This window comes from Mycobacterium gordonae (assembly GCF_002101675.1).
Taxonomy (GTDB): Bacteria; Actinomycetota; Actinomycetes; order Mycobacteriales; family Mycobacteriaceae; genus Mycobacterium; species Mycobacterium gordonae.
Map to the genome: position 1 here is coordinate 22,729 of NZ_LQOY01000133.1, position 22,899 is coordinate 45,627.

Here is a 22,899-nt window from a genome sequence, read left to right on the forward strand (position 1 = left end):
CAGCACGCGACGACGCGGAGTCCGACCGCACCGACCGTCGAGTACATGCGCGAGAAGTTAGCAGAGTGCGCGCGCCCGCACCGCCCAAAAAGTCACTGTGATCGCAAGACTCAGCCGCCCACGCCCGGCGGCTCGGTCGCCGCCTCGACGTTTGCGATTTTGCTGAACCCGCTGACCGCGAGCACGCGAATGAGCAACGGGTGCACGATCACGTGCAGCGTGTCCACCGCGTCGGCCTGATCGAACAACGCGTTGATGCCGGCGCTGTCGACATATCTGACCGCACTGAGATCGATGGTGATCGGATCGCGGGTACCCGCGTTCGCGTCGGAAAGCGCCCGCTTGAACACCTCGATGTTGCTCAGGTCGATCTCGCCCACCGCCGTCACGCGGTTGCTCCCGTCGGCGTCGCGGTCAGTGTTCAAGGTGAGCGGTGTGGCCATTACGTGATCCTTGCCTGCATGGAAACTGTCGTGCCGGCTTCGCTGGACTGAATGCTGCAGTCTTCCATCAGGACTCGCATCAGAGAAATGCCGCGCCCGCGGCTGAATTCGGCGACCTGGTTCGGCGTCTTCCAGGCACCGGTGTCGGTGACGGTCACCTGCAGCCGGTCGACGATCGCGGTCGCGCGCAGCGACACGGTGCCCACCCGCTGATCGCGGTGTCCGTGCTCGATCGCGTTGGCCACGGCTTCACCCGTCGCGATGAGCACGTCCTGGACCTGGTCGGGCTCGATACCGGCCCGGTTGAGCCAGCCGCGCAAAGCATTTCGGCTGCCGGCGAGGTTGCTGACGTCGGCGGGGAACTCCAGGGAGAACGGCGCCGGCTGCCGGTAGAGCAACATGGCCACGTCGTCGGGATACCCCCCGCCGGGCTCCAGCTGGGACATCAGCCGGTCGGCCACGTCTTCCAAAGCCTGCGACCGCCCACTTTGCACCAGGCCGGCCGCCCGCGTCATGCCGTCGTCCAGCGAATGCCCGCGTCGTTCCACCAGACCGTCGGTGTAGAGCAACAGCGTCGCGCGTGGGGGCATGGTGACCCGGCCCTCCGGCCGCTGCCAATTGGGGCGCAGCGCCAGCGGAAGCCCGTGTTCACCGCCCAGCAGCTCCGTCGTGCCGTCCGCATACACCATGATCGGTGGCGGATGGCCCGCGCTGGAATAGACCAGTTCACCGGTCTCCATAGTGAGCACCGCGCAGAACGCCGTCGTACAACGGGCGCCGGGCAGGCGCGCGGCGAAGCGGTCCAGGGCGGTGAGTACGGCGCCGGGGTTGGGTCGCTCGAGCAGCAGCGCGCGGCAGGCGCTGCGCAGCTGGCCCATCACGGTAGCCGCCGCCAGACCGTGACCGACGCAGTCGCCGACGATCAACGCGACGCGGTCCTGGCCGAGGTCGACGACGTCGTACCAGTCGCCGCCCACCTGCAACGGGTGGCTGGCGGGCAGATAGCGCACCGCGAAACCGTCGGGCAGCCTCGCCGGGCCCAGCATCGCATGCTGAAGCGCCACAGCGGTTTCCCGTTGCTCGTCCAGCTGGAAGACCCGTTGGAGCCCCTGACCCAGCCGGCCGGCCAGCACCGCGAGCAACGTCTGATCCTCCCGGGTGAACCGCCGGTGTTCGGACAGTTCAACCCAGATGACCAGGAGCCCCCGGGGATGCTGCGAGGCGATACCGGCCGCACCCGCATCGACGGTCACGGTGCTGAGCAGGTCCGTTTCCCGAAGCGACTCGATCTGCTCCCGTTGTTGCCGGGACAGGTCGGCCCACTCGGCCGGCTCCCCGGCGCAGACCACGTGCGGTGGTAGTTCGGTGGCCGGGCCATTGGCGAAGGTCACGGCCAGCACCCGCCGGGCCTGCCACACTCCGCGCAGCACTTCGGCGGCCCCTTGCAGCGCGTCGGTGAGCGTATCGGCTTGTACCAGTTGCGCGTTGAGCTCAGCCAGGGCGCTCTGGCTCTGCACGGCATAGTGCTCAGCCGTGACGTCGCGGAACGCGCCGACCATGACCCGGCGCCCGGAGTCGGGATCGTGCGCGTGGTTGAAGGTGACCGCGATCCACAGCCGGTGCCCGTCGCGGTGGGTGACCGGGATGACCAGGCCACCCTGAGATTGGTTGAGCGCCTTGGCGAATTCGTCCTCGACCAGCCGGCGCGCCGCGAGATCGACGTCGGGGTCCGGCCACCAGGAGTGGGGTGTCCGATACGGGAGCCCCTCGGCACCGTAGCCGAGGATGTCGGCGAAAGCGGCGTTCATCTCGATGACGGAGCCGTCCTCGTCGATGACGAAGAAGGCTTCCTGCAGGGAGTCCACCAGTGCGGTGCGCCACCGGGCGTGATAATTGCGCATCCGCGCCAACTCGACGTTGGCGCGCACCCGGGCCAGTAGTTCTGCGGCGACGAAGGGCTTGACCAGGTAGTCGTCCGCCCCGGCCAACAGACCCTCGATGGACGCCTCCTGTCCGGCCCGGGCCGAGAGCAGCAGCACCGGCAACGCCGCGGTGCGCGGGTCGGCGCGCAGTGCGGACAGCAGCTGCAGCCCATGCAGCCCGGGCATCATCACATCGCTGATCACCAGATCGGGGACCTGGGCACGGATGGCCTCCAGCGCCTGCCGCCCGTCCCCCACGCCGGTGACCGCGTAACCGGCGGCTCCCAGCAGGTTCGTCAGATAGTCGCGCATGTCGACGTTGTCGTCGGCGACCAGCACCCGCGCCCGCAAGCCCGTGCCGCCGCCTTGGGCGGGTAATGGCGCCAGCACGGGCGCCGTCATCCCGGACTCCCCCGGCAGCCACCGCAGGGCCTCCTGCACGTACGGCTCGGATGCCGGTCCGGCGGCCCGGCTGGTGTCCTGCGGCTCGGCCAGTTCGTCGGCCGGCAGGTGGCCGGCGCCGAAGGGCAACCGGATGGTGAAGGTGGTGCCCGCACCCTCGGTGCTGTCGGCCGCGATGCTGCCGCCGTGCAAGCCGACCAGTTCCAGCACCAGGGCCAGACCGATACCGCTGCCCTCGGTGGACCGCGCCCGCATGGTCTCGATGCGATGGAAACGTTCGAACAGCCGCGGCATTTCGGCCGCGGAGATCCCGACCCCGGTGTCGGAGACCGTGACCACCGCCTGTCCGTCGTCGCGAGCCACCCGCACGGTGATCGCGCCGTCGAAGGTGAACTTCAACGCATTCGAGAGCAGGTTCAACATCACCTTTTCCCACATTTCGCGGTCGACGTACACCGGTTCGTCAAGCGGTGGACAGTCCACCGTGAACGTCAGTCCGGCCTGGTTGATCGCGGAGCGGAACACGCTGGCCAGTTCGGCGGTGACGGAGGCCAAATCGACCGGCTCGAACCGGGCCCGCATCCGGCCCGCCTCGATGCGCGAAAAGTCCAGCAGTGTGTTGACCAACTTGGCCAGCCGTAACGCGTTGCGGTGCACCAACTCCAGCTCCTGACGAGCGCGCGCGCCGAATCCGTCTGTGCGGCTGCGTAATTCGTCGATCGGCCCTAGGATCAAGGTGAGCGGGGTACGGAACTCGTGGCTGATGTTGGAGAAGAAGGTGGTTTTCGCGCGGTCCAGTTCGGCGAGCTCCTCGGCGCGCTGCTGCTGGGCCTGATAGCTGCGCGCGCTGCTCACCCCGGTCGCCAGATACCCCGCCACCAGTTCGACGAAGCCGCGGTAGCCGTCGTCGAGTTCGCGATACCGGTTGAGCCCCGCGACCAGGAATCCGACCGGCGGGCCACCCTGCTGCCGCAACGGCACCGCCAGCGCCTGCTTGGGCGGGTCGGGCCACGCGCCGGTGGGCAGTTCCATTGCGGCGCCGTCGAGTTCGATCAGCTCGCATTCGCCGTCCGCCGCTTTGTCCACCGGCCACAGCGAGTCGACACCGACCGGCAGGGTTTGCGGGGCCGCCGGGTGGCCGAGCGCGATGCCGCTCACCCCGGCGAGCTGTGCGCTGCCCTGCTCGCCGAACAGGTAGGTCAGAGTGAAAGGGAGATCGTAGGGATTCTTGTCGAGCTGGTCCGCGGCGAAGTCCAGCATCTGGCGTTCCGTGCGAATGACACTGGGGTCCGACCCCAGATCGCGCAGGGTCGCCATGCGCCGTTGGGCGATCACCCGTTCGGTGTCCTCGCTGACCACGCAGAGCAGACCGACGACCCGGGCGTCGTCATCGCGCAGCGGGCTGTAGGAGAAGGTGTGGTAGGTCTCCTCCGGATAGCCGGACCGGCCCAGTATCAGCCGCAGTGCCTCGTCCCAGGTCGCTTCACCCTCGGTCAGGACGCGTTCGGCCCGCGGGGCGATATCCGCCCAGATCTCGGCCCACACTTCGCTGGCCGGCCGGCCCAGTGCCCACGGATACTTGCGGCCGAGGGTGTCCCGGCGGTAGGCCGCATTGCAGAAGAAGGTTAGCTCCGGCCCCCACCCCATCCACATGGAGAACTGGGAGGACAGCAGGATGTCGACGGCGGTGCGCAGGCTCTGCGGCCAATCTTCAACTGGCCCAAGCGGAGTAGCTGCCCAGTCGACAGCGGCGAGATCGCGGCCTATCTCCTGGTCTGCGCGGAAGACCACCGGCGTCCCTCTTCAGTCGTCTCGACCGTGGACACACAGTATGACGTCACCTGGCCGCCAGCGGTGTGGCGATATCTTCAAGGGACTTTCCTTCGGCGTCGACGGCGAGGAACCAGGCGACCAGGCCACCGGCGATCATCACCGCCGCGCCCAGCAGATATCCCAGAAAAAGCAGCAGCGGCCGGGAGCCGTCACCGATCAGCGCGCCGTAGATGACCGGCCCCAGCGCACCGAAACATTGGGCGATGGCAAAGAACACCGCGATCGCCTTGGCACGAACCTCGAGCGGAAAGATCTCGCTGACGGTGAGGTAGGCCGCGCTGGCCCCGGCCGAAGCGATGTAGAAGATGACGCACCAGGCGATGGTTTGAGTGATCGCGTTGAGTACGCCCGCCTGGAACAGGGCCGCGCTCAGCGCCAGCAGCAGCCCCGACAGCAGGTAGGTTCCGGCGATCATCTTGCGCCGGCCGATGGTGTCGAAGAAATGTCCGATGGTCAGCGGTCCCAGCAGGTTGCCCACGGCGAACGCGATGAGATACAGCGGCGTCGAGGCGGACGGAACACCGTAGAACTTGCCCAGCACCAGGGTGTATGTGAAGAAGATCGCGTTGTACAGGAACGACTGGCTGATCATCAGCGCGGCGCCCAGCACGGCACGGCTCGGGTAGTCGCGGAACAGCACGCGAGTCAACGCGACGTAGCCGATCTCCTGGGCGGGCCGCAGCTCGATGGCGGTGGATTCGTCGACCGGCGGCAGGGTGGCTCCGGTGGCCCGCACCTCGTCCTCGATGTGGCTGATGGTGCGCTCGGCGTCGTCGGTGCGGCCGTTCATGACCTGCCAGCGCGGGCTTTCCGGCAGATTGCGCCGCACCAGCAAAATCACCAGTGCCAGCACCGGGCCGAGCAGGAAGGCCAGGCGCCAGCCCAGGCTCAGGTCGATCGCCCGCAGGAAGACGAAGGTGCCCAACGTGCCCAGGACCGCACCGGCCCAGTAAGTGCCGTTGACCGCGATGTCCACGCGGCCGCGGAAGCGCGCCGGAATCAGTTCGTCGATCGCGGAGTTGATGGCGGCGTACTCCCCGCCGATGCCCATCCCCGCGATGAAGCGGGTGAGGTAGAGAAAGGCGATCCAGGCCGGGTTGTTGCCGAGCGTGGCGGCGGTGAGTGCGCTGCCCAGCAGGTACACCCCCAGCGTGATCATGAACAGGTTGCGGCGGCCCAGCTTGTCCGACAGGCGCCCGAAGAACAGCGCCCCCGCCACCTCCCCGGCCAGATAGACGGTGGCGACGAACCCGACGGCGGCCGACGACAGATGAAGGGTCTGCGGTTCGGTCAGCGTCTCGGCCACCGCGCTCGCCACGGTGATCTCCAGGCCGTCGAGGATCCAGGCCACGCCGAGCGCCACCACCATGCGGGTGTGGAACGGGGACCAGGGCAGGCGGTCGATGCGGGCCGGGATCAGGCTGCGGATCGGACCCCTTGACTCCTCACTATTCGGCACACGTCCTCGTTCCCGTCAGATGGATTTCAGAAACATCATCGCGCGAGCTGCTCAGCCGTCGGCGGCTGGACGAAAACGCGTTCACCGGTGATCAGATCGGAGTCGTCGAAGCCGAAGACGGCCCACAGCCGGACCTCGAACGGCTCTGTCGCCGTGGTCGGGGTGCCACGCAGCCAGAACTCGATCTGAACCTGCCCGTCGTCGAGGTGGGTGAGTTCGATCAGCTCGTTGGTCTGGTCGGGCACCACCGCGCGGCCGTCGACCCAGTACCGCATCACCTCGTCGGTGCCGTCGAATACCGTGCCGTCCGGAAGTTCGTAGCGGGGGTGGCTGAAGGTCGCCATCGTGCGATCCCAGTCCTGCACGTTCTCACTCTGCATGTGCTCGATGACCCGGGCCTTGCGAGCCTGTTGATGCGCGCGCTGGTCGGCATTGCCCGAGTGCCGGGCCATAAGCGTTCCTTTCATGAATTACTTAGTCCAACAACCAGATTGATTGTGACGGCCAGAATAACCGCCCCAAAGATGTAGGACAGCAGCGCCTGGCACAGCGCGATGCGGCGCATTCGGCCGGTCTGCAGCGTGGTGTCGGAAACCTGGTAGGTCATTCCGATGGTGAATCCGAGGTAGAAGAAATCCAGGAACCGGGGGTTCTCCGTACCGCCGAAGTCGATGCCGCCGGCGGAGTTCGAGTAATAGACGTCGGCGTAGCGGATGCTGAACACGGTATGGACGACGCACCACGCGACGGCGATACAGACCACCCCGGTTCCCGCGGCGATATTCTTCTCCACCCCCGCCCTGGAGCTGGCGGTGAGCAGATGCGCCACCCCGGCCAGACTCGCCACACTCGCCGACAGGATCGCCACGTCAATCACCCAGCCGGTCGGCGGATCCTCGGGCACCACGTGTTCGCGGGTGCGCTCGGCGTCCATCGGCAACACGACGATCCACGTCCACACCAGATACACCAGCGCCGCGGCCATCCAGCCCACGCTTGGTGCGTAGGCCCATCCCGCGGTGGCCACGAACAGCACCACTGCCGCGGCGCCGACGGCTCCTGCCACGATCAGCCGAATGGCGATGTGCCTGCGCCAGCCCTGTCGTCGCATTGGCGTCAACTCAGTGCCGCGGCCAGGGGCAGGGCCGCAGCGACAGGAGTGAGACCGCCGGAAAGCCCGGCGGCGCTGCGCAGTTCACGGAAGGAGTCGATCAGCGCATCGGTGGCCTCGTGTGGATCTTTGAGGGTGAGGTCATCGGTCAGCACGGAGAGGGCCAATTGGTCAACGTAACTCCACACGGTGATGTTCATGCCACTGCCGGCGACGACCGGCCCGACGGAATAGATCTCGGTGAGTGTCGCCCCTTCGATGCAGCCGCGTTCACGCGGCCCCGGCACGTTCGAGACGACCAGGTTCATGACGTTTGCCGACTCCATCCGGCGGGCCGTCGTCCGAAAGATCGGCGGCGCCAATGCCGTCGGCAGATAGGACATCCAGGCGGGCAGCACAGTCGGGCCGAGCAACTGGTGGTTCTCCTTCGCGATGCGGGTGGCCATCGCCGTCAGCCGTACTCGCTGCATCGGGTCCTCGACGTGCACCGGCAAGGACGGCGTCATGTAGGTGAACTCGTTGCCCGCCAAGCGCTCTGGTGACGGGTTGTAACTCACCGGAACCCCGGCGATCAGCGGAACATCGGCGTGCCCGTCGTAGCGCAGCAGCAGTCGGCGCAGCGCCCCGGCCACCGTGGCCAGCACGACGTCGTTGAGCGTGACGCCGAGATGCTTGCTGGTCTCCTTGACGTCGGCCAAGGCGAGCGGCGCCGTGGCGAACCGGCGCGCGGAAGTGACCCGATGGTTGATGAAGCACGGCGGCGGGGCGAAATTGCGGGCGAGGTCGGGGTGTGTGCCGCGCTCCTTGGATCTGCGCCGCACCCGGGACACTCCGGAGGCCGTCTCGTTGACCAGACGTGGCAGTTTACGGAGGAGCCCGACATGGTCCCGGGCGGCGGCCTTGATCAGGTGGGAGCGGGTGGGTTCCTCATGCGGCAGCCGCCGCGGTTCGGGCTGGTGCGGCGACAGCGCCTGCGCCATCTGGTTCGCCGAAGCCATCCCGTCGGCCAGCACGTGGTGGACCTTGTGGATGATGGCGATCCGATTGTCGGCCAGCCCCTCGGCGACGTACATCTCCCACAACGGGTGGTCGCGGCGCAGCGGGGTGCTCGCGATCTGGCCGATCAGCTCGTCGAGCTCGCGGCGCCCGCCCGGCGCCGGCACCCGGGCACGGCGAACGTGATAGTCGAGGTCGATGTCGTCGTTGACCACCCACATGGGGTGGTGCAATTTCAGTGGAATGTCCAGCAGCTGGTAGCGCAGCGGCTCCAGCGCCATCAGGCGCTGATAGCCGACCGCGCGGAACAGCTCAAAGTTGAACTCCTGCCCCATGTTCGACACGTCGAGGATGCCGATCTTCAGCGTGTGCATGTGAATTTCGGGCGTCTCGGTGTACAGCATCAGGGCGTCCACACCGTTGAGTCGCATCACACGCCTATTCCACCCCTTGCCGAGGCCGGGCGCCAGACCCTCAGCTCACCGAAAATCTGCCGTCGACGGCCAGCACCTGGTTGGTGATCGGGCGGGCCGAAGGTGAGGCGAAAAACAATACGGCCGCGCCGATCTCGGCTGAGTGTCTCCGCTTGGCCCTGGCGGTGAGCCCGAACAAGTCGTCGAGGCTCACAGCCGTCCCTCGATCCGCAGTTGCGGGTGCACCCACGCCGGCGACCGGCGTTCCTTGAAGGCCAGGAAGCCTTCGATCGATTCGGGGGCGCCGAGGCTGGACCGCATGCCGATCCGGTCGTACAGGCCGAGGTAGTTGTCCAGGCTGGACTTGATCACGGCGCGGGCGCCGGGCGCGGTGCGGCAGCACTGGGCCAGCACTTCCCTTGCCGCATCGGCCAATTCGTCGTGCGGGACGACGCGCGCCACCATCCCCCAGTCCAGCGCCTCGGCGGCGGTCAGGGTGCGCCCGGTGAACATCAGATCCCGGGTCCGGACCGGGCCGATGAGCCGGGCGAGCATCTGGCTGTAGTAGGTGTCGGCGATCCCGCGGTAGAGCTCGGGCACCCGGAACGTGGCGCGGTCGCTGACCACCGCCATGTCGGCGCACAGCGCGATCTGCAGTCCCCCGCCCTGACACAGTCCGTTGACCGCGGCGACCACCGGCTTGGCGGATTGCCGCAGGGTGTCGAACGGCAGAGCGTCCATGCCGAGCGCCGCGCCGAACGTCAGCCAGTTGTCGCTGCCGCCGCCGCCCATGTCACCGCCGGGCGCGAACACGTCCCCGGTGCCGGTGATGAGCAGGCCCGCCAGATCGGGGTCGGCGCCGACGTGGTTGACCGCGTACATGATGCCGAAGTACATCGCCGGCGTCATCGCGTTGCGCGCTTCCGGGCGGTCCAGCGTGCAGACGCCGAACGCGCCTTCGCGGGTGAACTTCAGGTACGGGGTGCTCAGCCAGTCGCCGGCGGGCGGTCTGGGGGCTGGTGACTCGTCCATTTACGACCCCTGGCCCACGAACACGCCGGGAACCGGCAAACTTCTGTCCGTCGCCGGTTCGGCCGGCCGGGCGAAATACGTCACATAGAAGGCGGCGCTGAAGACCACCAGCGTGCCGATGATGACCACCCCGAAGGGCACCGAGTAGCGCGCCATCTCCTGGGCGAAGTAGCGGCAGCACACCAACAGCGCCGCCAGGAACGCCGCACCGAAAGCGGTCATCGCGACCCGGTACCAGATCCGGTCACGCACCGGCTCCCGTAACGCCGACTCCACCGTCAGGCACAGCACCCCGCCCGCCAGCAGGTCGACGCCGTAGTGGTACCCGAAGCCCAGGGTCGCCGCCACGGTGCACACCAGCCACAACGCGCCGCCCATCCGCAGCCAGCGGGGTCCGCCGCGGGAGTGCAGGAACACCGCCAGCGCCCACGCGGTGTGCATTGACGGCATGCAATTGCGCGGGGTGGATCCGTCGAAGGCAATTGCCCTGGGCGACAGATTGATTCGTGGCACGGCATGCGGCCAGAAATCACCGACTTCGAATCCCTTGCCCGCACTTCCGAACGCGAAGTCCGGGCCCACCAGTGGGAAGAACACGTAGATCAGCGGCCCGATCAGGCCCAGCACCAGGAACGTCGGTATCAGGAAGTGACGCGGCCAGCCGCCGGTGCTGACATTGCGCAGCTGGTAGACGGCAACCACCATGGCCGCGACGGGCAACTCGATGTACACCCAGTGGAACGCGGCGCTGAGGAATGGCCCGCCGGCATGGACGAGCCGGCCCAACAGCCAGGACGGTTGTGCCAGCGCGTGATCGGCCAACAGGGCGTACTCGTCCAGCACCACCGGCCGGACCATCGCGGTGATGCGCAACCAGGCATCGCCGACTTTGGTCGCGATGACGAGCAACAGGCCGAACGCCACTCCCCGCAACGCCGTGGTGCGTTCGGCCCTGGCCCAGCGCCGCCAGCCGACGATCACCGCCAATCCGGTCAGCACGATCAGCGGCCCGTTGCCGAGCGTCCAGGCACCGCCGCGCGCCAGCCGCACCGCGGCGAAGATGACATCGAGCCCCGCGGCCAGCGACAACGACCACACCCGATGCCGTTGCGACAGCCCGACCATCGCCACGCCGAGACCCACCCAGGGCACCGTCACCGAGGTGGGGGTTCCGACGTAGTCGCCGGCCAGGCTGCGCAACGGGCCCACGAACCCTGCGGCGGTCGCCGTGATCTGCAGCGCGACCAGCACGGCGGCGATCATCGCGACGGCGGCCACCGCCCCGAGGCGGGGCGCCTGAGCGCGCCACTGCGCCCGCTGATCTTCGCCGATGAACACCGGACGAATAATAAGTGTCAGATTGGGGTTCCGGGGAGTACTTGCAGATGCCCACCCCGGTGTGTCTACCCGTGCGGGCGCTGCAGGACGGCGAACTCCCGAACGCCGCTAGCGCTCACTAGGGCGTCGAGCAGCACGACGCCGTCGTCGGGATCGGGCAGCCCGGTCAGGACGGGGCCGAAGAACGCACGGCCGTCGATCGCGATGATCGGGCTGCCGGCCTTGTCGCCGAGGGCGTCCTGGCTCGCTGCGTGCGCCCGGCTGACCGCCTCGTCGTATTCGGGATCGTCGAGGGCCTCCGACAGCGATTTCTCGAATCCCAAATCCTCAAGGACATCGGCGACGACCTCGGGTGTGACCTGGTCTTTCTGATCGTGCAGCCGGGTACCGATCGGCTCGTAGAGCCGGGCGAAGGCCTGCGGCCCGTGCCGATCGGTGACCGCCGCAAAGACGCGGCCCAACCGTCGGGACCGTTCGAACATCCGCTGATGCGCGGCGTCGGCGTCTTCGCCCTCATTGAGGACCGCCAGGCTCATCTGGCGCAGCGTGACCGGCCGTGTTGTGCGTTCGGCCGCATCGAGCAGCCAACGGGACGTCACCCAGGAGAACGGACATACCGGATCGAGGTAGAGATCGATTGTGGTCACCCGCTCCGCCTAACCACTGCGTTCTCGTTCAAACCAGCCGGTGAGGTTTGAAGCGGTAAAAGCAGGAAATCCGCACCGCCATGTCTCTCGCGGAGCCCCAGGCTGCCCCACTCACCGCACGGCGCCCCTTCCCGGCCCGGCTCGGCCCCACGGGCAATCTGGTCTACAAGCTCGTCACCACCACCGATCACAAACTGATCGGCATCATGTACGTGGTCACCTGCTTCGTGATGTTCTTCATCGGCGGACTCATGGCACTGATGATGCGCTCCGAGTTGGCGGCGCCCGGCTTGCAGTTCCTGTCGAACGAGCAGTACAACCAGCTGTTCACCATGCACGGCACGATCATGCTGCTGCTGTACGCCACGCCGATCGTGTTCGGCTTCGCCAACCTGGTGCTGCCGCTGCAGATCGGCGCACCGGACGTGGCCTTCCCGCGGCTCAACGCCTTCTCGTTCTGGCTGTTCCTGTTCGGCGGGCTGATCGTGCTGGCGGGCTTCGTCACGCCCGGCGGGGCGGCAGAGTTCGGCTGGACCGCCTACACCCCGCTCAGCGACGCGGTCCACTCGCCGGGCCCCGGTGCCGACCTGTGGGTCACGGGTCTGATCGTCGCCGGCCTGGGCACCATCCTGGGCGCGGTCAACATGATCACCACCGTGGTGTGCATGCGTGCACCGGGCATGACGATGTTCCGGATGCCGATCTTCACCTGGAACATCCTGGTGACGTCGGTGCTGGTGCTCATCGCGTTCCCGCTGCTGACGGCCGCCCTCTTCGGCCTCGCCGCCGACCGCCACCTGGGCGCGCACATCTACGACCCGGCCAACGGCGGAGCCCTGTTGTGGCAACACCTGTTCTGGTTCTTCGGCCACCCAGAGGTCTACATCATCGCGCTGCCGTTCTTCGGCATCATCACCGAGGTCATCCCGGTGTTCTCTCGGAAGCCCGTCTTCGGTTACACCACACTGGTTTACGCAACGTTGTCGATCGGCGGCCTGTCGGTCGCGGTGTGGGCGCACCACATGTTCGCCACGGGAGCCGTCCTGCTGCCGTTCTTCTCGTTCATGACGTATCTGATCGCGGTTCCGACGGGCATCAAGTTCTTCAACTGGATCGGCACAATGTGGAAGGGCCAGTTGACTTTTGAGACGCCGATGCTCTTCTCGGTCGGGTTCTTGCTCACCTTCCTGCTCGGTGGGCTGACCGGTGTGATGCTGGCCAGCCCGCCGCTGGACTTCCATGTCACCGATTCCTATTTCGTGGTCGCCCACTTCCACTACGTGCTGTTCGGAACCATCGTTTTCGCCACGTACGCCGGCGTCTACTTCTGGTTCCCGAAGATGACCGGCCGGCTGCTCGACGAGCGCTTGGGCAAACTGCACTTCTGGCTGACGTTCATCGGATTCCACGTCACGTTCCTGGTCCAGCACTGGCTGGGCGACGCGGGCATGCCGCGGCGCTATGCCGACTATCTGCCGACCGACAACTTCCAGCCGCTCAATATCGTCTCCACCGTCGGCGCCCTCATCCTGGGTTTGTCGATGTTCCCGTTCGTGTGGAACGTGTTCAAGAGCTGGCGTTACGGTGAAGTGGTGACCGTCGACGACCCGTGGGGTTACGGCAATTCACTGGAGTGGGCGACGAGTTGCCCGCCGCCGCGGCACAATTTCACCGAATTGCCCCGGATCCGTTCGGAGCGGCCGGCTTTCGAGCTGCACTACCCGCACATGGTGCAGCGCATGCGTTCCGAAGCACACATCGGGCGCGCGCACGGTCCGGGAGACAAGGACGTCACGCGGATCGACGACGTCGAGGTGCGCAGCTGATTCTCGGCGCTTACGCCGCGCCGAACACCAGGGCAACGTTGTTTCCGCCGAGTCCCAACGACTGCTTGACGGCGTAGCGGTAGTGGCCGCGGCGCGGCTCACCGGCGACCACGTCGAGCTCGATATCGGGATCGGACTCACCGAAATTCAGTGTGGGCGGGACGATTTGGTCGCGCAGAGCCTGCACGGTCAGCACCGACTCGACCGCGCCGGCGGCGCCCAGTGAATTGCCCAGCGCGGCCTTGGGCGCGTACACCGCCGGTGCGTGGTCACCCAGGGCCCGACGGATGGCGCGGGCCTCGGCCGCGTCTCCGAACGTCGTTCCGGCCGCGTGCGCATTGATCAGGTCGATGTCCGCGGGGTTCAGGCCGGCCAGATACACGGCACGGGTGATGGCGGCACCGGCGCGTTCGCCCGCAGGGTCCGGCATCACGGCGTCGCATCCGTCGGACGTGACAGCAGCGCCCATCAACCGGGCCAGGATCGGCGCGCCCCGTGCTTTCGCGTGCTCCTCGGTTTCCACCAGCAACATCGCGCCACCTTCGCTCAACACCATGCCGTCACGGTGTCTGTCGAACGGACGGCAGGCGCCGGTCGGGTCGTCGTTGTTGGTCGAGAGCATGCCCAGGCGCCAGAAGGTGGCGAGGGGCACCGCCTCGATCACGGTCTCGACGCCGCCGCAGATCGCCATGTCGGCCTCGCCCAGGACGATGCTCTGCCAGGCCTGGGCAATGGCCGCGGTGCCCGACGCGTCGGCCATCACCGACGTCTCCACGCCCGCCTTGGCCTCGCGGTCGAGCCCGATGGCGGCGGCGGGGGCGTTGGGCATGTGCTTCTGCACCGAGATCGGCGAGATCGCGCGCAGGCCCTTGACCTTCCAGATGTTGTGCCACAGGGGGATGTCCTCGGTGCTGCCCAGGCCCAGGCCGACCGACACCATCAACCGATTGGTGTCGACCTCGGGCGAGCCGGCCTGCTCCCACAGCCGCCGGCTCACCACCGCGGACAATTTCTGCATGAACGCCAATCGGCGCAGCTCGACGCGGCCGAATTGCTCGTCCAGGTCTTCGCGCAGCTCACCCCCGATCCGCACCGGCGAGTCGAACTCCTCGACGAACTCCTTGTCCAGTTTGCGAATACCACTGCTGCCCTGCAGCAATTGCTGCCAGGTTTCCTCGGCATCCGGCGCAAGTGCCGTTGTGGACGCCACCCCGGTGACGACGACGTCGGGCAATCCCTCGCCGGTTCTCAACGCTGCCATGCCACTCGCTGCCTAGTGTCGAACATCGACGTCACGTCCCCCTCCAGGAGCCACGCCCGCTACAGATATCAACTTCCCAAGAAGTGCCGATGAAAACCTGTTACCGGCAGTCGGCATCATGATAAACAGCGGCGCCGGAGCCGAAAAGACCATCGTCAACTCTGTGGTGCTGCGCGCCACGTTTTCGGCACCTGGCTGCGGGTAAAACTTCCGGTCTGTCGACCTCGCTGATGCACGGAATTGTGCCCGCGGTGGTGCAATTGGTCACCATCGCGGCGCTGCTCTATGCCATCGGTCGGCGCCGGCGGCTGGTTGTGGCGGGCGTGATTGTGGGAGCGGCGAGTGTCGCGGCGGCGCATTGGACTTACGAAACGCTCGGTATCGCAAGTGAGCCGGCGCCGTGGCAACTTTGGCTGTGGGTCTTCCTCTTCGGGCTGGCCGCCGCGGTCCTGATCGCCGGGTGGCCCGGTGCGAACGGGTGGCGACGCAATGCCTCGGTGTTCGCGGTCTCGTTCTGCTTGCTCAGCGCCGGTCTGACGATCAACGGCTGGCTGGGCTACTTTCCCACCGTCGACGCCGCATGGAGCCAGCTGACCGACAGGCCGTTGCGGGATCAGGTCCACATCGGAACCGCCTACCGGATGCAGCGCAAAAACGTTGCGGTGCAACACGGGAAATTGGTGGCGGTGACCACGGGGAGTCGGGTGTCCGGGTTTTCACACCGTCGCGAGTGGGTTTACCTGCCTCCGGCGTGGTTCAGCGGAGCGCAGCTTCCGGCGATCCTGATGATCGGGGGCGAATTCGGCACACCGGCGGACTGGATTCGCGTCGGCGATGCCACAAGTGCTCTCGATGCGTATGCCGCGGCGCACGACGGCATTGCGCCGATCGCCGTATTCGCCGACGCCACCGGCGGATTCGCCGTCGACACCGAGTGCGTCGACGGACCGCGCGGGAACGCCGCAGCGCACCTGACCCAGGAAGTGGTTCCGGCGGTCGGCGCACTGTTCGGCGTTGACGGACAACGGAAGTGGGGTGTCGTCGGGTTCTCCTCCGGTGGTACCTGCGCGGTCACTCTGGCGGTCATGCATCCCGAGACCTTCAGTGCGTTCGTAGACATCGGCGGCGACATCGGCCCGAATGCCGGCACGCGGGAACAGACCATCGACCGGCTCTTCGGCGGTGACGCCGAGGCGTACTGGCGCTTCGACCCGAGGACGGTGATGAGCCGGCACGGCCCGTACGCCGACCTGTCGGGCCTCTTCGCTGTTCCCGGGACATCAGCGGATCGCGACGGCGTCGGGCAGGACGCGGCGGAGTCGCTGTGTGCGGCGGGTCGAGCTGAGGGCATTTCGTGCGAGGTGACGGCGCTGCCGGGCAAACATGACTGGCCGTCGGCGGCGGCAGCGTTCGCGGTGACGTTGCCCTGGCTGGCCGGGCGGTTGGGCAAGCCTGATGAGAAAGGGCCTGGGAGGGCGTAAATCCCGCCCCGATGGCCGGACAGCTAGTCCCAACACCGCCATGTTGGGATCGGTAGCCCGCCAGGGGTGTCAAGACTTGCCCAACCCGCACTGCGCACGGGAAGTGCAACGAAGGGACCGGGCATGCAACACGAATGCGATTCTGAGCCGGAGCGGCATGTCTGGCGGGATCTGGTGAACCCGCTGATCGCAAGGGACGCAGACCTTGCGGCGCTGGAGGAAGCACTCGAAGATGCCCGACGCGGAACGGGGCGGGTGCGGGTGGTGACCGGCGATGCCGGTATGGGCAAGACGCGGCTGGCCCGCGAACTCAGCCGCCGGGCCGAGGAGCGTGGCTGTGCCGCGCTGTGGGGTGGGTGCCGGGAGCTTGCGTTGCCGTTTCTGCCCTTCTGCGAGGCAATCGCCAGCTATCTGGCTACCGCCGATGTGGCGGAGTTTCGAGAGCGGCTCGGGCCGGCGGCCGGCGCGGTGGGCGCGATCGTCCCGGAACTGTCCGACGGGTTGCCCTCGCGGGACGATCTTTTCGGTGCGCCGGTCCGGCTGCAGCTCTTCGAGGGCGTGGTGACGGTGCTGCGCACCGTGGCGGCCCGGTCGGGTGCGCTGCTGGTGGTCGAGGATGTGCATTGGGCCGATGCGTCGACGCGCGCCCTGATCGACTTCGTTGCCCGGCGCACCCGCAGGCTTCCGTTGCTGTTGGTGGTGACCGACCGATCCGATGAGGGTGGTGCGACCCACCCTGCGCGCATGATGCTCGATGGGTGGCGGCGCGGCGACCTGGCCGGCGTGCTCCGTTTGTCGCGGTTGACCCGGCATGATGTCCGGCGTCTGGTGTGCGCCCGGCTCGACGTCGAACGGGTCAGCAGCAAGTTGGTCGACATGCTGGTGCACCGCAGCGAGGGTGTGCCATACGCGGTCGAGGAGTTGCTCGAAGCGGCGATCAGGTCAGGGCATGTATTCCGGCGTGACGAGGGATGGCAGTGTTCGGAGCTGTCCGGGCTTCATCTGCCCAGCACCCTGGCGGGCGGCATTGTGCAGCGACTCGATCGCCTGGAGCCCGACTATCAGCGCGTCGTGACGGCTGCGGCGGTGCTGGGAAGCACCTTCGATCCCGGGTTGCTGTCGGGGCTGACCGGGCTGCGCCCCCAGGTGGTGTGGGCTGCCCTGAGGGAAGCGACGCGCGCGCGGCTGGTGGAAACCGACCCGGCCCACCGCGGCCGGCTCCGGTTTCGGCACGCTCTCACCTATGAGGCCGTGCGCGCCGCGGTGCCGGTCTGGGAAGCCACCGCCTTGCACAGCCGGGCTGCTGACGCGCTCGCGGCGACAATACCGCCGGCGCCGGTGATCGAGCGGAGCCGTCACCTGCTGGCCGCCGGGCGTGCGGCCGACGCCGCGCCCCTGTGCGCCCAGGCGGCTGAGCTGACCTCGCGGACGGGAGCATTTGCCGAGGCGGCGACGCTGTATGACCACGCGCTCGTCAACGTCGTCGACCCGGTCGAGCGCGGGAATCTGTTGTGCGAGCGCGGTCGCATGCTGCTCGCCAGTGGAGATCCCGCGGCCGCGATCGCCCCGCTGCAAGAGGGTGTGGAACTGCTGGGAGAAGCCGAAAATGCGTTGATGGCAAAGCTTCTCATCGTCCTGGGTTCGGTGCAACTGGCCCTCGGTGAGCATCAGGCCGCTCTGGATGTATTCGAGCGGGCGCGTCTGTTACTCGAAACCTCGCTGCCGGGTCCGGATCTGGCCTTGCTGTACGCGCGCCTGGCGATGTGGCACGACTCCAACCTCGAAGGTGCGGCCGGTCTGGCCTGTGCCGATCGCGCGCTGGCGCTGGCCGAGGAGTCCGATGCCAAGCATGCCCGCGCCGCGGCGTTGATCTACCGTGGTGCGGCGCTGTGCGAGCTCGGGCGCCGCGACGAGGGTGTGGCGGTGATCGACCGCGGGATCGCGGAGGCGATGCGGCTGAGGTTGCCCGAAGAATTCGGCGCCGGAATCATCATCAGCGTTTTCCAGAAGGCTTTGGCGATGCGGGCCGGCGAGTTGTCAGCGGTGGTCGACCTGATCCGCAACAACGCCCGCACCCTGGACCCGGGCCCCGAGGTGCTGGCTCTGCTCGTCGAGGCGGTACAGAGCCGGTTCCTGGGCGACATCGACCAATGTGAGGCGGCCGCCCTGGCTGTGCTCGACGCCTGTGAAGGTGTTCCCGCCGGGTTGTCGTCCTTCCTCGGGCGGGAGCTCTTGGCGTGGGTGCGGCTGCAGCAGGGCCGGCTGCACGAAGCCGAGGCGCTGCTGGAAGACCTCGGGCCGCGCGACGGGTGGTGGCACCGCATCTGCGGCCCTAGCCGGGTCGAACTGGCCGTGGCGCGGGGAGGGGACCCTGCCGCCGCTGCCAATGCGGCGAGAACCCTGCTGGAGCGGGTGCCCGTACTGGCCAGCGACCCCTTCGTCGCGCGCATCGTGGTGCCCGCGTTGCTGGCAGCCGGGTCCGAAGCCGAGGCCGAGCAGTGTGTGAGCGCCGCCCTCGGTCCGGACCGCCACCCATTGGCGGTGGGTGCGGCGGCCGATCTCGCCGCCTACCGCGGTGATTCGAGGGGCGCCGTCGCGCTGTACCGGGAGGCCGCCGACGCCGCCGCGGCGGCGGGCTACCGCGCGATCGCGGCGGGCTACCGCAACGGGCTCGCCGGGGCCGCCAGGTCGGCGCCGGCGGCCGCGTCGACGGAAGCAGCCCAGCCCGCCCGCACGCTCAGCCGGCGCGAGTTGGAACTCTTGGCTTTGCTCGCCCACGGCAAGACAGATCAGCAAATCGCGCAGAGCCTGGTCATCTCGCTGCGGACCGTGCGATCCCACCTGGATCGGATCCGCGACAAGACCGGGCGCCGACGTCGTCCGCAGTTGACGCTGCTGGCAATTGAATTGGGCTTGCTGGACAAGCAAGTTGGGCAGAAATACCCACGCGCCGGGGCCGCGAGTCTGCACCTGGCTCGATGAGCCGCCACGCCTTAAAGATTGGGTATTTCGGCCCCTTTCTCACGAGTTGCAGGGGCGACATTCTGGTGAGCGCTGTGAACCCGTGAATTGTGAGGTGGCTTCGGATGTTCGTCGTTACAGCGCCCGCTGCGTTGACTGCGGCCGCCGCAGACCTGCTTCGTATCGGTTCGGAGCTTCACACCGCCAACTGGGCCGTCGCGGCCCCGATCACTGAAGTCGCAGCCGCGGGAGCCGACGAGGTGTCGGCCTTCATCGCGACCTTGTTTTGCGGGCACGCCCAGGCGTACCGACAGGTGAGCGGCCAGGCGGCAGCGTTCCACGACAAGTTCGTGCAAATTCTTCATGCTTCCGGAGGCGCGTATGCCGCCGCGGAGGCCGTCAACGCCTCGCCACTGCAGACTGTCTGACGCCGGGCTTGCTCCCTCGGCAAGCCTGGAACTCTGTGCGGGGCAATGTGTTTGCCCTCATGGCCGTTGAGCTGTGTTTGTCGGGCAAGCGCGTCGTCACAAATACCCACCCCGGCCGGCCGGCAACGCGCGCACGACTCGACCCGAGCCCTCACCACCCCCGCTGATTGGGTATTTCGACCCCTTTACCACGGGGGTCGATCGCGAAACCCTGAGGAAGCTCGGTGCGGTCTTGCAGCGAGCTGCACGCCGAAAGTGCTGGGAGAAGGAAGGTTTGAGGCGATGAGCTTCCTAGTGTTGCCACCGGAGATCAACTCGGCCCAGATATTCGGGGGCGCAGGGTCCGAGCCGATGCTCGGCGCGGCGCAGGCCTGGGACAGTCTGGCTGCGGAATTAAGCTCGGCAGCAACGTCTTTCAACGGAGTGACGTCAGCACTGACCAGCGCGTCCTACCAGGGCGCGGCATCGCAGGCGATGATGGAGGCCGCTGCGCCGTACGTCGGCTGGCTCAGTGCGGTTTCCGCGCAAGCCGATCAGACAGCCGCAGCCGCGCGCACCATGGTGGCCGCGTTCGACACGGTGCAGGCGGCGACGGTTCACCCTGACCTGATCGCGCTGAACCGTTTGGTGATGTCATCGCTCGCGCGGACGAACCTGTTCGGTCTGAACTTCCCGGCCATCGCGGCTGTCGAGGCCGATTACGCCGAGATGTGGGCCCAGGACGTGGCCGCGATGGTCGGCTATTACGCCGACGCCTCGAGTGCTGTTGCTGCCTTGCTGCCGATGGCCGGATCGCCGGCGGCCGCTACCGCCGCGGCCGCACCTGCCGCGACCACCAGGTCGATTGACTTTGCCATCGGCCTGGCAAACAACGGCATGAACAACATCGGCATGGGGAACTTCGGCTTCGGAAATATCGGCAACGCAAACCTTGGTAATTCCAACCTCGGATCCGGGAACATCGGTGAGGGCAACGTCGGCTCGGCCAATATCGGCAGCCGCAACTTCCTGTTCGGCAACCTGGGCAGCAACAACCAGGGTATCGCCAACCTCGGCAACTCCAACATCGGCATCGCCAACAAGGGCAACAACAACATCGGCATCGGGCTGACGGGCAACAACCAGATCGGCATCCAGCTGAACTCGGGCGCCAATAGTTTTGGCTTGTTCAATTCCGGTGACGGAAGTGTGGGATTCTTCAACTCGGGCAAGGGCAGCTTCGGTTTCTTCAACTCGGGAGACTTCAGCACGGGCATCGCGAACTCGGGCTTGGCCAGCACCGGGTTATTTAACGCCGGGAACCTCAACACGGGAATCTTCAATTCGGGTGCTGTCAACACCGGCGCCTTCAACGCCGGCAGTTACAACACCGGCTCCTTCAACCCCGGCTGGGTGAACACCGGTGACTTCAACATCGGCAGCTTCAACACCGGCACCTACAACGTAGGCAACGTCAACACCGGCGCTTTGAACGCCGGCCACTTCAACAACGGCTTCCTCAACAGCGGCAATTTCAACAACGGGATGTTCTACACCGGCAATTTCCAGGGCAGTTTGCACGTCCAGATCGGGATACCCGCCCTCACCTTGCCTCCGATACATATCCCGTCCGCTCACATTGGCGGCTTCTTCGCGCCGAAGATTGTCATCCCGTCGATCATCAACAATTCCCAGTTCACGATACCCTCATTCCATATAAATGGGTTCGCGGCACCGTCGATCACTATTCCCGGCATAAACCTGCCGAGTGTACATATTCCACAGTTCTCCACACCACCGGTCACCGTGGGCGGTTTCACGGCACCCACGATATCCATTGGTCAGTTCAACCTGCCCTTCGTCAAGCTGCCGTCGATGTATCTTCCCCTTGCCGCCAACTTCGAAGTCGGTGGCGACCCGGCCCAGACATTCGGGAAATTGGACGGCCTCGGCACCTATATCAATCTCACTAACGTTTTTATTCCACCGATCCTCATCGGTGATCCAGGGGTTCCGATCAAGTACTATTCAATGAATTCCAGCGGTAACGAGATAACTCAATTTGGTTCCAATGGGTTCATTTCCGCTTTTAACCTGCCAACGATCGGTTTGACTTCATTCAACGCCCCGATCATCACAATAGGAGCGCCTGGGGGCTACGACACTCCGGTTATTTCAACGAAACCATTTACTGTCCCACCCATCAACTTGGGCGGATTCGACACGCCGACCATCACTATCCCCCCCGGCCCCTTGACGCCGACGGTGGTGATTCCGAGTGCCAACATCTTCCCCTTCGACGCGCCCGCCATTGACGTCCCGAGCGTCACGACGGCGCCCGTCACGGTCGCCCAGATCAACATCCCGGCGGCGCCGGGCTTCTTCAACACCACCGCCGCCCCCTCGTCCGGATTCTTCAACACGGGCGCCGGTGGCAGCTCCGGCTTCTTCAACACCGGCAGCTTCGTCTCGGGCTACCAGAACACGAACCCGTTCCCGTTCTTGAACTTCGGCACCTCGGGCTTCAACGTCACGGGCCAACTTTCCTCGGGATTCTCCAACCTCGGCAACGCCGTATCCGGCATCGCCAACGTCGGCGAACTGGGCATCGGGGCTTCGTACAACTTTGTGTCGGGCGTGGAGAACATCGGCCACAACCTCGCCGGCATCTTCCAGCAGGGCACCACGCCCTAGTGCTGTATCGGTTTCCTGTGGCGCTGATGTGGAGGTAGGACACGATGTCGTTTGTGACCGTGGCACCCGAGTTAATTAGTGCGGCTGCCGGGGATTTGGCCAACGTCGGCTCGGCGCTCCAGGCTGCCAAGGCGGCAGCGTCGGGCTCGACGACGGTGGTACTGGCGGCGGGAGCGGACGAGGTCTCGGCTGCGGTCTCTGTGTTATTCGGCGCCTACGGCCAGCAGTACCAGGCGCTCAGCACGAACGCGGCCGTGTTCCATGAGCAGTTCGTCCAGGCGCTGACATCCGGAGCGGGGGCGTATGCGACCGCGGAGGCGGCCAATGCGGCGGCCGTCGCGGACCCGCTGACGAGCCTGGTCGGTCAGATCCAGGCCACGGGGGTCTTCAATTACGACCCGGTCAAGATGTTGACGGGTCGCCCGCTGTTCGGCAACGGCGCGGACGGGGCGCCGGGAACCGGGCAGAACGGCGGCAACGGCGGGTGGCTGATCGGCAACGGGGGCAATGGGGGCTCGGGCAAGGCCTTCACCGGGCAGGCCGGCGGGAACGGCGGATCGGCGGGCTTATGGGGCCACGGCGGTGACGGCGGGGCCGGCGGGTCCGGCCTCCCCTTCTTCGGCGGATCAGGCGGACGCGGCGGGGCAGGAGGGGCCAATGGCCTGCTCGGCGG

Annotated in this window: 17 protein-coding genes; 6 read left to right on the forward strand and 11 right to left on the reverse strand. The window is 66.7% G+C overall.

Features of this window, described 5'->3' with window-relative positions:
- Positions 1-110: 110 nt before the first annotated feature.
- From AWC08_RS19605 to AWC08_RS19645, 10 genes are all read right to left on the reverse strand, one after another.
- Positions 111-443: an STAS domain-containing protein gene (locus tag AWC08_RS19605; RefSeq protein ID WP_065135269.1), complete on the reverse strand. Its 333-nt coding sequence runs from the start codon at positions 441-443 to the stop codon at positions 111-113.
- The gene (locus AWC08_RS19610) at positions 443-4,558 is read right to left on the reverse strand and encodes a SpoIIE family protein phosphatase (protein WP_085088118.1); all 4,116 of its coding nucleotides are present in this window, start codon (positions 4,556-4,558) and stop codon (positions 443-445) included. Before AWC08_RS19610 ends, AWC08_RS19605 begins: the two co-directional genes overlap by 1 nt.
- 46 nt (positions 4,559-4,604) lie before the next feature.
- Positions 4,605-6,059 (reverse strand): MFS transporter, encoded by a 1,455-nt coding sequence (locus tag AWC08_RS19615; RefSeq protein WP_065135271.1) that lies wholly within the window; start codon positions 6,057-6,059, stop codon positions 4,605-4,607.
- A 35-nt stretch (positions 6,060-6,094) separates the two neighbouring features.
- On the reverse strand, positions 6,095-6,511 hold the full coding sequence (locus AWC08_RS19620; RefSeq protein WP_065135272.1) for a nuclear transport factor 2 family protein: 417 nt from the start codon (positions 6,509-6,511) through the stop codon (positions 6,095-6,097).
- Between the two features lie 11 nt (positions 6,512-6,522).
- On the reverse strand, positions 6,523-7,170 hold the full coding sequence (locus AWC08_RS19625; RefSeq protein ID WP_065135273.1) for a DUF1345 domain-containing protein: 648 nt from the start codon (positions 7,168-7,170) through the stop codon (positions 6,523-6,525).
- Between the two features lie 5 nt (positions 7,171-7,175).
- Positions 7,176-8,600 (reverse strand): WS/DGAT/MGAT family O-acyltransferase, encoded by a 1,425-nt coding sequence (locus tag AWC08_RS19630; protein ID WP_065135274.1) that lies wholly within the window; start codon positions 8,598-8,600, stop codon positions 7,176-7,178.
- A 40-nt stretch (positions 8,601-8,640) separates the two neighbouring features.
- Complete coding sequence (locus tag AWC08_RS37420) at positions 8,641-8,793, reverse strand: hypothetical protein (RefSeq protein WP_174900781.1); 153 nt, start codon at positions 8,791-8,793, stop codon at positions 8,641-8,643.
- Positions 8,790-9,611 (reverse strand): enoyl-CoA hydratase/isomerase family protein, encoded by an 822-nt coding sequence (locus tag AWC08_RS19635; RefSeq protein ID WP_069433835.1) that lies wholly within the window; start codon positions 9,609-9,611, stop codon positions 8,790-8,792. The genes AWC08_RS37420 and AWC08_RS19635 overlap by 4 nt, the downstream gene beginning before the upstream one ends.
- Positions 9,612-10,949, reverse strand: coding sequence for a phosphatase PAP2 family protein (locus tag AWC08_RS19640; protein ID WP_069433834.1), 1,338 nt, complete (start codon positions 10,947-10,949; stop codon positions 9,612-9,614). It abuts the gene before it with no gap.
- A gap of 65 nt (positions 10,950-11,014) precedes the next feature.
- Entirely contained in the window at positions 11,015-11,596 is a 582-nt protein-coding gene (locus AWC08_RS19645) for a mycothiol-dependent nitroreductase Rv2466c family protein (protein WP_065135277.1), read from the reverse strand.
- Positions 11,597-11,676: 80 nt separating this feature from the next.
- On the opposite strand from AWC08_RS19645, the gene ctaD reads away from it, so the two are divergent.
- The gene (gene ctaD, locus AWC08_RS19650; RefSeq protein ID WP_065135278.1) at positions 11,677-13,422 is read left to right on the forward strand and encodes an aa3-type cytochrome oxidase subunit I; all 1,746 of its coding nucleotides are present in this window, start codon (positions 11,677-11,679) and stop codon (positions 13,420-13,422) included.
- 10 nt (positions 13,423-13,432) lie between these two features.
- Here the strand turns inward: ctaD and AWC08_RS19655 are convergent, their stop codons facing one another.
- Complete coding sequence (locus tag AWC08_RS19655; RefSeq protein ID WP_065135279.1) at positions 13,433-14,683, reverse strand: KasA/KasB family beta-ketoacyl-ACP synthase; 1,251 nt, start codon at positions 14,681-14,683, stop codon at positions 13,433-13,435.
- A 251-nt stretch (positions 14,684-14,934) separates the two neighbouring features.
- Here AWC08_RS19655 and AWC08_RS19660 point away from each other — a divergent pair, with 251 nt between their 5' ends.
- The 5 genes from AWC08_RS19660 to AWC08_RS19680 all read left to right on the forward strand — a co-directional run.
- Positions 14,935-16,164 (forward strand): alpha/beta hydrolase, encoded by a 1,230-nt coding sequence (locus AWC08_RS19660; RefSeq protein WP_216640304.1) that lies wholly within the window; start codon positions 14,935-14,937, stop codon positions 16,162-16,164.
- 123 nt (positions 16,165-16,287) lie between these two features.
- Complete coding sequence (locus AWC08_RS19665; protein ID WP_065135281.1) at positions 16,288-19,146, forward strand: ATP-binding protein; 2,859 nt, start codon at positions 16,288-16,290, stop codon at positions 19,144-19,146.
- 104 nt (positions 19,147-19,250) lie between these two features.
- Positions 19,251-19,553 (forward strand): PE family protein, encoded by a 303-nt coding sequence (locus AWC08_RS19670; protein ID WP_065135282.1) that lies wholly within the window; start codon positions 19,251-19,253, stop codon positions 19,551-19,553.
- Between the two features lie 282 nt (positions 19,554-19,835).
- Entirely contained in the window at positions 19,836-22,226 is a 2,391-nt protein-coding gene (locus AWC08_RS19675) for a PPE family protein (RefSeq protein ID WP_065135283.1), read from the forward strand.
- Between the two features lie 44 nt (positions 22,227-22,270).
- Positions 22,271-22,899: PE family protein (locus tag AWC08_RS19680; protein WP_142283680.1), on the forward strand; the 629-nt coding region annotated here is incomplete at its 3' end.